14 protein-coding genes are annotated in these 12,985 nt (G+C 69.8%); 5 read left to right on the plus strand and 9 right to left on the minus strand.

All coding sequences use genetic code 11. The features are described 5' to 3' along the window. Positions 1-81: 81 nt before the first annotated feature. Positions 82-579, plus strand: coding sequence for a helix-turn-helix domain-containing protein (locus tag VFA06_RS10375; RefSeq protein WP_349260146.1), 498 nt, complete (start codon positions 82-84; stop codon positions 577-579). Positions 580-581: 2 nt separating this feature from the next. On the opposite strand, the gene VFA06_RS10380 is transcribed toward VFA06_RS10375, so the two are convergent. Next, the gene (locus tag VFA06_RS10380) at positions 582-1,358 is read right to left on the minus strand and encodes a hypothetical protein (RefSeq protein WP_324840257.1); all 777 of its coding nucleotides are present in this window, start codon (positions 1,356-1,358) and stop codon (positions 582-584) included. A gap of 92 nt (positions 1,359-1,450) precedes the next feature. Here VFA06_RS10380 and VFA06_RS10385 point away from each other — a divergent pair, with 92 nt between their 5' ends. Beyond that, on the plus strand, positions 1,451-2,020 hold the full coding sequence (locus VFA06_RS10385) for a YdeI/OmpD-associated family protein (RefSeq protein WP_324840259.1): 570 nt from the start codon (positions 1,451-1,453) through the stop codon (positions 2,018-2,020). Positions 2,021-2,146: 126 nt separating this feature from the next. Here the strand turns inward: VFA06_RS10385 and dnaE are convergent, their stop codons facing one another. From dnaE to VFA06_RS10400, 3 genes are all read right to left on the minus strand, one after another. Then, positions 2,147-5,692 (minus strand): DNA polymerase III subunit alpha, encoded by a 3,546-nt coding sequence (gene dnaE / locus VFA06_RS10390; protein WP_324840261.1) that lies wholly within the window; start codon positions 5,690-5,692, stop codon positions 2,147-2,149. A 78-nt stretch (positions 5,693-5,770) separates the two neighbouring features. After that, a complete protein-coding gene (gene crcB / locus VFA06_RS10395) occupies positions 5,771-6,136 on the minus strand; it encodes a fluoride efflux transporter CrcB (RefSeq protein ID WP_324840262.1) in 366 nt (121 codons plus the stop codon). Beyond that, positions 6,136-6,705 (minus strand): CrcB family protein, encoded by a 570-nt coding sequence (locus tag VFA06_RS10400; RefSeq protein ID WP_324840263.1) that lies wholly within the window; start codon positions 6,703-6,705, stop codon positions 6,136-6,138. The genes crcB and VFA06_RS10400 overlap by 1 nt, the downstream gene beginning before the upstream one ends. Before the next feature lie 205 nt (positions 6,706-6,910). Between VFA06_RS10400 and VFA06_RS10405 the strand changes: the two genes are divergently transcribed. Both VFA06_RS10405 and VFA06_RS10410 read left to right on the plus strand, forming a co-directional pair. Further along, the gene (locus VFA06_RS10405) at positions 6,911-7,693 is read left to right on the plus strand and encodes a hypothetical protein (RefSeq protein WP_324840264.1); all 783 of its coding nucleotides are present in this window, start codon (positions 6,911-6,913) and stop codon (positions 7,691-7,693) included. Continuing rightward, the gene (locus tag VFA06_RS10410; RefSeq protein WP_324840265.1) at positions 7,690-7,893 is read left to right on the plus strand and encodes a hypothetical protein; all 204 of its coding nucleotides are present in this window, start codon (positions 7,690-7,692) and stop codon (positions 7,891-7,893) included. Before VFA06_RS10405 ends, VFA06_RS10410 begins: the two co-directional genes overlap by 4 nt. Before the next feature lie 28 nt (positions 7,894-7,921). Here VFA06_RS10410 and VFA06_RS10415 read toward each other — a convergent pair whose 3' ends face one another. From VFA06_RS10415 to VFA06_RS10435, 5 genes are all read right to left on the minus strand, one after another. Continuing rightward, entirely contained in the window at positions 7,922-8,509 is a 588-nt protein-coding gene (locus VFA06_RS10415; RefSeq protein ID WP_324840266.1) for a Chromate resistance protein ChrB, read from the minus strand. A gap of 16 nt (positions 8,510-8,525) precedes the next feature. After that, positions 8,526-9,464, minus strand: coding sequence for an RluA family pseudouridine synthase (locus tag VFA06_RS10420; protein WP_324840267.1), 939 nt, complete (start codon positions 9,462-9,464; stop codon positions 8,526-8,528). After that, entirely contained in the window at positions 9,461-10,165 is a 705-nt protein-coding gene (lspA, locus tag VFA06_RS10425) for a signal peptidase II (protein ID WP_324840271.1), read from the minus strand. Before lspA ends, VFA06_RS10420 begins: the two co-directional genes overlap by 4 nt. A gap of 94 nt (positions 10,166-10,259) precedes the next feature. Further along, a complete protein-coding gene (locus VFA06_RS10430) occupies positions 10,260-10,898 on the minus strand; it encodes a TraR/DksA family transcriptional regulator (protein WP_324840268.1) in 639 nt (212 codons plus the stop codon). 245 nt (positions 10,899-11,143) lie between these two features. Further along, positions 11,144-11,425, minus strand: a complete 282-nt coding sequence (locus VFA06_RS10435) for a DUF167 domain-containing protein (RefSeq protein ID WP_414639866.1) — start codon at positions 11,423-11,425, stop codon at positions 11,144-11,146. Between the two features lie 423 nt (positions 11,426-11,848). Between VFA06_RS10435 and VFA06_RS10440 the strand changes: the two genes are divergently transcribed. After that, positions 11,849-12,985, plus strand: a 1,137-nt coding sequence (locus VFA06_RS10440; RefSeq protein WP_324840270.1) for a class I tRNA ligase family protein, incomplete at its 3' end; no start/stop codon positions are given.

Raw genomic sequence — 12,985 nt, forward strand, 5'->3', positions numbered from 1 at the left:
GTCCTTCCCGCCGCAGCCTCCATGGCGGCAAGCTACCCTCATTTCACTGATTTGTGAAACCACTGAAGCATATAAAATGTGATGGTGACAGTGACGACACGGGACGAGGAGGCGGTGCGCGGCTTCGTCGAGCGGCTCGCGCTGCTGTTCGCCGACTGGGGCTTTCCGCGGATGGCCGCGCGGGTGCTGTTCGCGCTGATGACCGCAGAGGCGCCGGGGTTGACGGCGAACGAGCTGGCCGAGCGGCTGGACGCGAGCGCGGCCGCGATCTCCGGCGCGGTGCGGTACCTGGGGCAGCTCGGCTTCGTCGTGCGCGAACCGGTTCCGGGCTCGCGCCGCGACCTCTATCGGCTGCGCGATCACACCTGGTACGCGGGCACCGCCACCGCGGTGCAGTTCTACGACCTGGTCATCTCGGCGGCCGACGAGGTGCTCGGCGCGGTCGGCGGACCGGACACGACGGTCGGCGAGCGGGTCGCCGAAATGCGGGACTTCTTCGCCTTCGTACGCAGCCGGGTCCCTGCTCTGCTCGACGAGTGGCAGGCCGCGCGTCAGGCCCGGGCCCGGGCCCGGGATTAGGCTCAGTCAGGACGCTGATCGGAGTGCGTGGACTGCCCGTCTGACGGTTGGTCTGATGACGGGGCAGTGGGCAGATGGCCGCCCGGCACGACGCCGTTGCCGTTGTGCCCCGTCGGCGCCGAGTCGAACGGCAGCGGGTACGCGTCCGGCGCCGGACCGCTCTCCTGCGCTCCCCAGCCGGGGAAGAGCTGCGGCTCAGGTTCCGGATCGGACGGGCCGAACAGCAGGATCAGGAAGAAGAACACTCCGGCCGCGACGGCGGGCCACAGCCAGATCACGCCGATGGCACGCACCGACATCGGCAGGTCGAAGGTCGCGCCGTTGGCCACGCCGTGCGCGGCCGTGAGTATCGAACCCCTGCCCGGGCCGATCAACGCGCCGAACCAGGCGGCCAGATAGCCGCCCCCGATTCCGCCGCCGGCGAGCGCTATCGCCGCGCCGACGCTTCCGCCGCGCCGGTAGCGCAGGAAGGCGAAGAGCGCGAGCAGGATCGCGGCGATGCAGGCGAACAGGGCGAACCAGCCGTCGCGGGCGACGAAGGTCTTGCCCTCCGGGGCCGCGTAGTAGACGCCGCCCTGGTTCACCATGCCGAGCACCGCCGGGGAGAATTCGCGCCACAGCGCCCCGACGCCGAGGGACAGCAGCACGCTCGCCCCGGCGACCACGGCGAAGGCGGCGACGTCGTAACGCGCCTCGGGCCGCCGCAGGAACGGCACGCGCGAATCCTCGTCGGAGTGGGGCGACGGCTGGGGCGTCGACCATGGCGTCTCAGTGCTCATCGGGGCCAGCTTTTCACGGCAGCCTGAGCTTGTCGCGCGGGGGTCGGACTCGTGAGCGGACTGTGTCGGCGGCGCGTGCTTCGATGGGGGGCATGGACCGACCGATCCTGCCCTTCGCCTCCGCGCAGCTCTGGGCATCCTGGCTGGCTGAGCACCATGCTGATACGCCTGACGGGGTGTGGTTGAAGATCGCGAAGAAGGACAGCGGCATTCCGACGGTTACATACGCCGAGGCGCTGGAAGAGGCGTTGTGCTTCGGTTGGATCGACGGACAAAAGCGTTCGTTCGACGAGACGTGGTTCCTGCAGGGCTTCACGCCGCGCCGGCCGCGCAGCCGGTGGTCCAAGGTGAACACCGAGAAGGTGCAGGAGCTGATCGCGGCCGGCCGGATGCAGCCGGCCGGGCTGCGGGAGGTCGAAGCGGCTAAGGCCGACGGCCGGTGGGAGCGCGCGTACGAAGCACAGTCCGTGGCGCAGGTGCCGCCAGACCTCCAGGCGGCGTTCGACGCGAACCCGAAGGCGGCCGAGTTCTTCGCGACGCTGACCGGCGCTAACCGGTACGCCGTGCTGTACCGCATCCACGACGCGAAGCGGCCGCAGACCCGCGCCGCGCGCATCGAGAAGTTCGTGGAGATGCTGGCGCGCGGCGAGACCCTGCACTGACCGAGGCGGCCCCGCATGACCCACTCCCCTCGGTGCGATTATCGGTGCGATTATCCGATGACCGGATAATCGCACGCTTGATCGCGAGGGCTCGGCAGCGGGCGGCTCGGCCGGCTGGCTGCGCTGTTAGCCCAGGCAGGAGGGGCCGAGCAGGGCCTTGAGGTCGCCCATCAGCGCCGGGGACGGGGTCACCCGCAGGTGGTCGCCGACCTTCAGCACCGTGGTCGAGGTCCGTCCGCGCATCCGCACCCTGACCTCCGTCATGCCCGGGTGGCTGGCCAGCACCTCGCGCAGCCGGGGCGCCGAGGCCGGGGTGATCTTCGAGTCGTGCACGTGCAGCACCAGCGGCTGGTTGGCCTCGGCCTGCGCCAGATCCGGCACGGTCAGCTCGATCGCCATCAGCCGCGGCACGTCCTCGCGCCGCTCGACCTTGCCCTTGACCAGCACCACCGCGTCCTCGGCCAGCGCGGTCGCGTAGAGCTGGTAGCTGTTCGGGAAGAACATCACGTCGATCGAGCCCTCCAGGTCCTCGATCGTCGCGATGGCCCACTGGTTGCCCTGCTTGGTCATCTTGCGTTGCAGGCCGCTGATGATCCCGCCGATGGTCGCGGTCGCGCCGTCCGGGTACATCTGCGCCTCGGCGTTGAGCGTGGCGATCGAGGCGTCCGACTTCGCCGCCAGCAGGCCTTCGAGGCCGGAGAGGGGGTGGTCGGAGACGTACAGGCCCAGCATCTCCCGCTCATAGCCGAGCAGGATGCCCTTGTCCCATTCGGTCGTGGAGAACTCCAGCTCGAGGCCGGGGGCCGCCGACTTCTCGTCCTCGCCGAGCAGCGCGCCGAAGAGCGAGTCCTGCCCTATGGCCTCCTGCTTCTTGACCTCGACCACGCTGTCCACCGCGCGCTCGTGCTGTTCGAGCAAGCCGCGGCGGGCGTGGCCGAGCGAGTCGAAGGCGCCGGCCTTGATCAGCGATTCGATGGTGCGCTTGTTGCAGACCACCGCGTCGACCTTGTTCAGGAAGTCCTGGAAGGAGGTGAACCGGCCCTTGCTGCGGCGCGCGTTGCGGATCGACTCGACCACGTTGGCGCCGACGTTGCGGATGGCGGAGAGGCCGAAGCGGATCTCCTGGCCACGCGGGGTGAAGTCGGCGTCGGACTCGTTGACGTCCGGCGGCAATACCTTGATTCCCATGCGGCGGCACTCGCCGAGGTAGATCGCGGACTTGTCCTTGTCGTCCTTGACGCTGGTGAGCAGCGCGGCCATGTACTCGGCCGGGTAGTTGGCCTTGAGGTACGCGGTCCAGTACGCGACGAGGCCGTAGCCCGCCGAGTGCGCCTTGTTGAACGCGTAGTCGGCGAACGGGACCAGGATGTCCCAGATGGTCTTGATCGCCACGTCCGAGTAGCCGTTGGCGCGCATGCCCTCGGAGAACGGGACGAACTCCTTGTCCAGGACCTCCTTCTTCTTCTTGCCCATCGCGCGGCGCAGCAGGTCGGCTTGTCCGAGCGTGTACCCGGCCAGCACCTGCGCGGCCGCCATGACCTGCTCCTGATAGATGATCAGGCCGTAGGAGACGTCGAGCACTTCCTTGAGCGGTTCGGCCAGCTCCGGGTGGATCGGGGTGATCGGCTGGCGGCCGTTCTTGCGCTCGGCGTAGTTGATGTGCGAGTTCGCGCCCATCGGTCCCGGCCGGTACAGGGCGATGACGGCGGAGACGTCTTCGAAGTTGTCCGGGCGCATCTGCCGCAGCAGCGAGCGCAGCGGGCCGCCATCGAGTTGGAACACCCCGAGCGTGTCGCCGCGGCTCATCAACTCGTAGGTGGGCTTGTCGTCCAGCGGGATCTTCAGCAGGTCGATCTTGGTGCCGGTGGACTGCTCGATGTTGCGCACCGCGTCGTCGACGATGGTCAGGTTGCGCAGCCCGAGGAAGTCCATCTTGATCAGGCCGAGCGATTCACAGGTCGGGTAGTCGAACTGCGTGATGATCACACCGTCGGCCGGGCGCATCATGACCGGCACGTAGTCGGTGATCGGCTCCGAGGAGATGATCACACCGGCCGCGTGCACGCCGGGCTGCCGGATCAGTCCCTCGATGCCCTTTGCGGTGTCCACGACCTTGCGCACGTCGGCGTCGGAATCGTAGAGCGCGCGGAACTCGCCGGCCTCGGCGTACCGCGGGTGCTCCGGGTTGAAGATGCCGGAGAGCGGGATGTCCTTGCCCATCACCGCCGGGGGCATCGCCTTGGTGATCCGGTCGCCCATCGCGAAGGGGTAGCCGAGGACCCGCGAGGAGTCCTTCACGGCGGCCTTGGCCTTGATGGTGCCGAAGGTGGCGATCTGGGCGACCTTGTCCTCGCCGTACTTCTCGGTGACGTAGCGGATCACGTCGGCGCGGCGGCGGTCGTCGAAGTCGACGTCGATGTCGGGCATCGAGACGCGGTCGGGGTTGAGGAACCGCTCGAACAGCAGGTTGTACGGGATCGGGTCGAGGTCGGTGATGCCCAGCGCGTAGGCGACCAGCGAGCCGGCCGCCGAGCCGCGGCCGGGGCCCACCGGGATGCCGTTGTCCTTGGCCCAGTTGATGAAGTCCGCGACCACGATGAAGTAGCTGGGGAACCCCATCTGGGTGATGATGCCGAGCTCGTATTCGAGCCGCTGCTTGTAGACCTCGGCGTCCGGGTAGCCGCCGGGAAAGCGCCGGTCCAGGCCCTCGTAGGCGAGCCTGCGGAACCACTCGTCCTCGGTCAGCCCGTCCGGCGGGGGCAGCCGCGGCATCAGGTTCTTGAAGGTGAACATCCCGGTGGTGTCCACCTTCTCGGCGATCAGCAGGGTGTTGCGGCAGCCTTCGAGCCAGACCTCGTTGTCCTCGACCGCGCGCATCTCGTCGGCGCTCTTGAGGTAGTAGCCGTCGCCGCCGAAGCGGAACCGGTTCGGGTCGTCGATGTTGGCGGCGGTCTGAATGCACAGCAGCACGTCGTGCGAGACCGACTCTTCGCGGAAGGTGTAGTGCGAGTCGTTGGTGACGACCGGGGGGATGTTCAGCTCGCGGCCGATGCGCAGCAGGTCCTCGCGGACCCGGGCTTCGATGTCGAGGCCGTGCGCCATCAGTTCCAGGTAGTAGTTGTCCTTGCCGAAGATCTCCTGGTACGTGGCGGCGGCTTCCAGCGCCTTGTCGAACTGGCCGAGCCGCAGCCGGGTCTGCACCTCGCCGGACGGGCAGCCGGTGGTGGCCATCAGGCCCTCGTGGTGCTCGGCGAGCAGCTCGCGGTCCATGCGCGGCCACTTGCGGTAGAAGCCCTCGGTGTAGGAGCGGGAGGAGAGCTTCGTCAGATTCGACAGGCCGCGGGCGTTGGCCGCCCAGATCGTCATGTGGGTATAAGACCCCGAAGCCGACACGTCGTCGGACTTCTGACTGGGCTGTCCCCAGAGCACCGGCTTGGCGGTGTACCTGGTCTCCGGCGCGACGTACGCCTCGATGCCGATGATCGGCTTGACCCCGGCGGCGTTCGCCTGCTTGAAGAAGTCGTGCGCGCCGTGCAGGTTGCCGTGGTCGGTCATGGCGACCGCGGGCATCTCCAGCTCGACGGCCCGTTTGAACATGTCCTTGAGCCGGGCGGCTCCGTCGAGCATCGAGTACTCGGTATGTACGTGGAGGTGCACGAAGGAGTCAGCCACGGCGAAATCCTAGCGCTCCCCCACCGACAGAAAATCGGGTTCCGGAGCAGTGAGCAGCTAGTTTGCGTAAAGCAATTGTCATGCCAGGCCGATGGCCAGGCCGACCGCGGCCGCGGCGAGCCCGGCGGCGACGCTTCCGGCCAGATTCGCCAGCGCGACGAGTCCCGAGCCCTCCTCCATGAGGCGCACGGACTCGAAGCTGAAGGTGGAGAAGGTCGTGTATCCGCCGCATACCCCGGTGCCAATGATCGCGACGGCGCCGGCGGCCAGGCCGTGGTGCGTGGCCAGGCCCGCGAGCAGGCCGAGCACCAGCGAGCCGCTGATGTTGATCAGCCAGGTGCCGGCCGGGAAGACCCCGTCGCGGCGGCGGGCGACGGCCTGGTCGACCAGGTAGCGCAGGACGGCACCGAACGCGGCCCCGAGCCCGACGGCGACAGCGAGCATCACGCGCCTCCTCGCGTGAGGGCCGGCTCCCGCTCCTCGACGCGTCCCCGCTTGCGTTCGCGGTGCGCGACGATCGCGCGTCCGACGGTCAGGCCGAGGCTGGTCGCGGCGAGTCCCGCGGCGAGCGAACCGAGCACATCGCCCGCAGCCGCGCCGTAGTGGTGGGCACCGAGCAGCCGGTCGGTGTCGAGCATCCAGGTCGAGAACGTGGTCAGCGCGCCGCAGAAGCCGACGCCGAGCAGCGGGCGCAGGTACACAGTCGGCGGCAGTATCTCGAGCACGAAGACGGTAAGCAGGGCGAGGACGAACGAGCCGGCCACGTTGATGGCGAAGGTGGTAGCCGGGAAGGTGCCGTGCCCGGTCGGGAATGCCAGCCCGATCTCGTAGCGGGCAAGCCCGCCGACGAAACCGCCGACCGCGATCGCCGCCAGGACGCGCAGGTGCCTGCGGCGTTCGGGGGTGTGGGCTTGGGTCTTCCGCGCCGACTCGATCCGGATGTCCGGGTCGATCGGCAGTTCATGATTGCCGCCGATCGCGGCCTCGGCATCGGGTTCGGCCTTGTGGACCATCGGGTACACCTTTCCTACTCGCGTGACCTCGCTCGAGTAGGGACCGTTGGCCGCAGCGCGACGGCTGCGGCGGTTGACGGCGAGCCCCTCCGCCGGAAATCCGAGTGTACCGGATCGGTTGACGTCCTCCGTCTGCTCCGTTATGAGGTGCAACTAACGGCTGTTACGATGCCACCCAGTGGCCAATGAGAGGCGAGGAGGGTCGATGACCGGTACCGGGGGTGCACTCTTCGCCGCCGTGTTCCTGGCCTGCGCGGTAGAAGCGGTCGAAGCGCTCACGATCGTGCTGGCGGCGGGCACCGCGCGCGGCTGGCGCTCGGCGGGACAGGGCGTGGTCAGCGCGTTGATCGTGCTGGCCGCCATCGTCGCCGTGCTCGGCCCGGCGCTGACCGCGATCCCGCTGGGCGCGCTGCGCCTGGTCGTGGGCGCGCTGCTGCTGATCTTCGGCTTGCAGTGGCTGCGCAAGGCGGTGCTGCGCGCCAGCGGGCACAAGGACCTGCACGACGAGGACGCGATCTTCGACCGGGAGCTGGCCGCGGCGCGCGAGGCGCAGGCCGAGCGGCGCTGGGTGGTCACCGACTGGTACGCCTACACCCTCTCGTTCAAGGGCGTGCTGCTCGAAGGGCTCGAAGTGGCGTTCATCGCGATCACCTTCGGCGGCAACCAGCACGACGTGCCGCTGGCCGCGATCGCCGCGCTGGCCGCGATCGCGGTGGTCACGCTGGTCGGGCTGGCCATCAAGGCTCCGCTCTCCCGGGTGCCGGAGAACACGCTGAAGTTCGTGGTCGGCGTCATGCTCACCAGCTTCGGAATGTTCTGGGGCGCGGAGGGCGCGGACGCGCACTGGCCCGGCGACGACGCGGCGCTGCTGGTGATCGCGCCGGTCGTGGCGCTTTTCGCGCTCGGTCTCGTCGCGGTGCTGCGTCAGTCGGCGCCGCCGCGTGAGACCGCCACACCGGTCGCGGCCCTGCGGATGGAGCAGTCATGATCGCGCGGCTGAAGGCCTTCGGCGCCTTCTGGTACGACTTCATCGTCGGCGACGACTGGCGGGTCGCGGTCTTCGTCGTCGCGGCGCTGGCGATCACCTTCGCGGTGAGCAAGAGTTCTGTCCCGGCCTGGTGGATCCTGCCGGCGGCGGTGGCTGTCGTGCTGCCGTGGAGCCTGTGGCGGGCCCGCCGCAAGCGATAACCGCGAGGCGCGGGCGAGGGCGCTGCTACTACTGGCCCTCGCCCTCTTCCCGGTAGACGCGCGCCGCGTACTCTTCCAGCGCCCGCTCGCAGGTGCCCAGCGCCTCGAGCGTGGCGGACCGCTTCGGCGCGCCGAACACGTCCCGGTCGGTCACCTTGGCCAGCCAGCCCTGGAGCTTGACCAGGTCCTCCTCGTTCTCCTCAAGCTCGGCGTAGGTGAAGTGCCGCGCCTTGTACTCCTTGTCGAGCTGGGCGAGGAAGTCCTGGCACTTGTCGATGATCTCCTCGTACTCGTCGTCGCGCGCGGCCTGGAACGCGGCCAGCACCTCGCTCTCACCGGCCAGCGCGGTGCACGACAGCAGCACCGCGCTGCCGCCCATCTCGCCGATCTCGTGCCGCAGCTTGCGCAGCGCCCGCTCGGCGGCGGCGCTGGCGGGTAGGGCCGCGGCGGAGTTCTGCAGGTAGATCGCGCCCAAGCCTTTCAGCCGCCGCCAGGCGGTCGCGCGCAGGCGGGTCGGCTCGGAGGGGATGCGGTAGATCAGCACGAGCCAGCCGGTCGGCGTGGAATCGTCGCGCTGCGCCCCGCCCTCATCCGACCTGACGGCCTCGTCTGACACGGCGTCCGACACTGCGTCAGCTCTCCGCGGCGATCACGTCGAGCGCGTGCTGAAGGTCGTCAGGGTACGGCGACTCGAACTCGACGCGCTCGCGGGTGCCCGGATGTTCGAAAGCGAGCCGGACCGCGTGCAGCCACTGCCGCGACAGGCCGAGGCGCTTGGTGAGCGCCGGGTCGGCGCCGTAGGTCAGGTCGCCGACGCAGGGGTGGTGCAGCGCCGACATGTGGACCCGGATCTGGTGGGTGCGGCCGGTTTCCAGCTTGATGTCGAGCAGGGTCGCGTGCCGGAAGGCCTCGATCGTGTCGTAGTGGGTGACCGAGTCCTTGCCGTCGGCGGTGATCGCCCACTTGTAGTCCAGCTTGGGGTGGCGGCCGATCGGCGCGTCGACCGTGCCGCTCATCGGGTCCGGGTGGCCCTGCACCAGCGCGTTGTAGGTCTTGTCCACGGTGCGGTCCCGGAAGGCCTGCTTGAGCAGCGTGTATGCCAGCTCGGACTTCGCGACCACCATCAGGCCGGAGGTGCCCACGTCAAGCCGGTGCACGACGCCTTGCCGCTCGGCCGCGCCGGAGGTGGAGATGCGGTAGCCGGCCGCCGCGAGGCCGCCGACCACGGTCGGGCCGAGCCAGCCCGGGCTCGGGTGCGCCGCGACGCCGACCGGCTTGTCGACCACCACGATGTGCTCGTCGTCGTGCACGATCCGCATGCCGGGCACCGGCTCCGGGACCGCCTGCTCCACCGGGACCGGGGGCGGCGGCAGCTCGACCTCGAGCCAGGCGCCGCCGCGGACCTTGTCCGACTTGCCGACGACCGAGCCGTCGATCATGACCCGGCCGTCCGCGGCGAGGTCCGCCGCCTTGGTGCGGGAGAGGCCGAACATCCTGGACAGCGCGGCGTCGACCCGCTCGCCGTCGAGGCCGTCCGGAACCGGGAGCGAGCGCAGGGTTCCCGTGCTCACGCGGCGGTTCCGTCCGCCTCGTCGCCCGCCTCGGTGCGCTCCTGCCGGTCCTGGCCGGCGTTGCGCGCCTGAGCCTGGGCCTGCTGCACGGCGCGCTCGTCGGTGCCGTCCGGGTGCAGCCCGCGGAACGCGAGCAGCACCATCAGCGCGCCGCCCACGCAGATCGCCGAGTCGGCCAGGTTGAAGATCGGCCAGTGCGGCAGCTGGATGAAGTCGACCACCCAGCCGCGGAAGATCCCCGGCGCGCGGGCGATCCGGTCGGTGAGGTTGCCCAGCGCGCCGCCGAGCAACAGCCCGAGCGCGATGGCCCAGGGCAGGCTGAACAGCCGCCGGGCCAGCCGCAGGATCACCACGATCACTCCGACCGCGATGGCCGTGAAGATGATCGTGTACGCCTCGCCGACGGAGAACGCCGCGCCGGGGTTTCGGGTGTAGTCGAGCTGCAGCGCCGGGCCGAACAGCTTGATCGGCTGGCCGTAGTGCATCGTCGCGACCACGATCGCCTTGCTCGCCGCGTCCAGCGCGTAGATGGCCGCGGCGACCGCGAGCAGCACGCCGACGCGGCGCACCCGCCGTCCCGAACCGGCGGGAGGAACGTCGTCCCCTGGGCCTTCGAGCTGCGCGGGATGCGCCTGATCGGCGGCCGGTACGCGGTCCTCTTCGGCCTCCGGCGCGGCATCCTGCCCGTGTGCGGTGTCCATACGTTCCACGCGGCGACCTTACCTGGTCGCGCCCGGTGCTCTCAGCGAGAGCTGAGAAAGTCGCGCACCGGACGGACCTGCTGCGGCCGGCGCTCTAGTAGCGGCGCTCCTGCTTCTGCTTGCAGCTCACGCACAACGTCGCGCGCGGGAACACCTGGAGGCGCGCCTTGCCGATCGGCTCGCCGCAGGTCTCGCAGGCGCCGTAGGTGCCGGCCGCGATCCGGGCCAGGGCCCGCTCCGACTGCACCAGCATCTCCCGCGCGTTCGCCGCGATCGACATCTCGTGCTCGCGCTCGAAGTTCTTGGATCCGGCGTCCGCCTGGTCGTCGCCCGCGCCGTCGCTGGCATCGCGCAGCAGGTCGGCGAGGGCAGTGTCGGCCGAGGCCACGTCCGCGCGCAGCCGGTCGACCTCGGCGCGCAGGTCGGTCTCCACCTCGGCGACCTCGGCCTCGGTCCACGGGTCCTCGCCGGGACGCACCGGCAGCTCGCCCGGGGCGCCGCGGCCTGCCGTGCCGTTGGCCGCCACGAGCGCGGGATCCGGCGCCGTCGGCACCTCCGTCTTGGGCTTCGCGGCCGCGGCCCGCCCACCCCGCGAGGCGGGCACCTTGTTCGCCGGGCCGGAGGCCGCGGGGCGCTGCGCAGGCTTGGCCGCCGTCTTTTTACCGGCCTTCTTCGCGGCCGGAGCGGAAATCGCCGGTGACGCGGCGGGGGCGGAATTGCGCGCGGTGCTCACGGGTGCATCCCTCGCTCTCAGATCGGAAACGGCCGCTCCGGACGGCGAAAGGGAAGCTACCGGGGCGGCTCGGGTGCGGGCTTTTGGTGCGGGTGGGGAAGCGCTCCGACGCCCGTCACCCATTCCGCACAACGGGTTACGCGTGCGATTGGTGCCCGGCCGCCTCCATCGCTAATCACGAAACGGCAAAGAACTTTTTCCGCCAGGCTTGTAGGCCGCGCGAGTGACCCCCGGAGGCACCCGGTTTAACCTGCGCGAAGAGCGTTCAGCCGCTCCCGGGTCCCGGCCGGTGGATCCGGGATTTCGGCCACCTTGTCTCGGCTGGTGACACCGGACACGAGCCGGACATCGCGCCGCGGGACGCCGAGCGCCTCGGCGAGCGCCTTGAGCGCCGCCTCCGTCGCCTTGCCGTCCACCGCGCGCTCCGAGACCGCGACCACCAGCGCGGCGTGAGCGCCGTCGGCGCCGTACGTCCCGCCGACCCTGGTCCTGCTCGCTCCGGGCTTCACGCGGATGGCGATGCGCAGGGCAGGGGCCGGTCCGTCGTGCCCGGACGGCAAATGATGCGGCTGCGGTCGAGCCATGGCCCTACACTATGTACCGCAGTCCGAACAGGCGTGGATGGGGACAGTAACGCCGCGTGCAGCCGCGAGCGAGCCAGGGACGGTGTGAGCCTGGCGGCGGGCACGGCGCGAACATCACCCCGGAGCCGCCGGAAGAACCGCGCAGCGGGTCGCCGTGAGGCGCGCCGCGGCGCTCAGTAGAACCGGCCGGGCAGCGCAACGAGAGGGCCTGGAGCCGCGCGCAGTGGCGCTTCCGGGCCAAGAAGGGTGGTACCGCGGGAATCCCGCCGCTGCGTTCAGAACGCGGCGCGGGCGCCTCGTCCCTTCGCGACCACGGTGTCCGACGAACCTCGGGCACGCTCGCGAGTGAGAGGGACCGCAGAGACCATGTATCGCCAGGTACCCGCCCAGGTGGACCTTGTGGCCATGGAGCACGAGGTGCTCGGCTTCTGGCGCGACCACTCCGTCTTCCGCAAGTCCGTCGAGGCCACCGCCGACGGCCCGCGGTGGACCTTCTACGAGGGACCGCCGACCGCGAACGGCACGCCGGGCACCCACCACGTCGAGGCCCGGGTCTTCAAGGACATCTTCCCGCGCTTCAAGACCATGAAGGGCTTCCGGGTCGAGCGGCGGGCCGGCTGGGACTGCCACGGGCTGCCGGTGGAGCTGGCGGTGGAGAAGGAGCTGGGCTTCTCCGGCAAGCAGGACATCGAGGCCTACGGGGTCGCCGAGTTCAACGCCAAGTGCCGCGAGTCGGTCAAGCGGCACGTCGGCGAGTTCGAGAAGATGACCGAGCGGATGGGTTACTGGGTCGACCTGTCCGAGGCGTACTGGACCATGAACCCCGGCTACATCGAGTCGGTGTGGTGGTCGCTCAAGCAGATCTTCGACAAGGGGCTGCTGGTTCAGGACCACCGCGTCGCTCCCTACTGCCCGCGGTGCGGTACCGGACTGTCCGACCACGAACTCGCGCAGGGATACGAGACGGTCGTTGATCCGTCGGTGTTCGTGCGTTTCCCGCTGACCTCAGGACCGCTGGCCGACGGCGAGGAGCAGGCCGCGCTGCTGGTGTGGACGACGACGCCGTGGACGCTCGTGTCCAACACCGCCGTGGCTGTGCATCCGGACGTGACTTACGTCGTCGCGACCGACGGTAACGAGCGGCTCGTTGTCGCGGAGCCGTTGCTGGCCAAGGCTTTGGGTGAGGGGTGGACCGCGACCGGCGAGTCCTTCACCGGCCGGGAGATGGAGCGCTGGCACTATCAGCGGCCGTTCGAGCTCGTAGCCTTCCCGAAGGGATCCGACGAGAAGAGCTCTGACGCTCACTACGTCGTGCTCGGCGAGTACGTCACCACCGAGGACGGCACCGGCCTGGTCCACCAGGCGCCCGCGTTCGGCGAGGACGACCTCAAGGTCTGCCGCGCCTACGGCCTGCCGGTGGTCAACCCGATCCGGCCGGACGGCACCTTCGAGGAGAGCGTGCCGCTGGTCGGCGGGGTGTTCTTCAAGAAGGCCGACGAGAAG

This window comes from Actinocrinis sp., assembly GCF_035653575.1.
GTDB lineage: Bacteria > Actinomycetota > Actinomycetes > Streptomycetales > Catenulisporaceae > Actinocrinis.

Coding starts and splice junctions, on each gene's coding strand:
- VFA06_RS10400 (WP_324840263.1), bottom strand. CDS start 6,705: ATGGTCCACAAGGCCGAACCCGATGCCGAGGCCGCGATCGGCGGCAAT.
- crcB (WP_324840262.1), bottom strand. CDS start 6,136: ATGCTCGCTGTCGCCGTCGGGCTCGGGGCCGCGTTCGGTGCCGTCCTG.
- VFA06_RS10405 (WP_324840264.1), top strand. CDS start 6,911: ATGACCGGTACCGGGGGTGCACTCTTCGCCGCCGTGTTCCTGGCCTGC.
- VFA06_RS10375 (WP_349260146.1), top strand. CDS start 82: ATGGTGACAGTGACGACACGGGACGAGGAGGCGGTGCGCGGCTTCGTC.
- lspA (WP_324840271.1), bottom strand. CDS start 10,165: ATGGACACCGCACACGGGCAGGATGCCGCGCCGGAGGCCGAAGAGGAC.
- VFA06_RS10410 (WP_324840265.1), top strand. CDS start 7,690: ATGATCGCGCGGCTGAAGGCCTTCGGCGCCTTCTGGTACGACTTCATC.
- VFA06_RS10385 (WP_324840259.1), top strand. CDS start 1,451: ATGGACCGACCGATCCTGCCCTTCGCCTCCGCGCAGCTCTGGGCATCC.
- VFA06_RS10380 (WP_324840257.1), bottom strand. CDS start 1,358: ATGAGCACTGAGACGCCATGGTCGACGCCCCAGCCGTCGCCCCACTCC.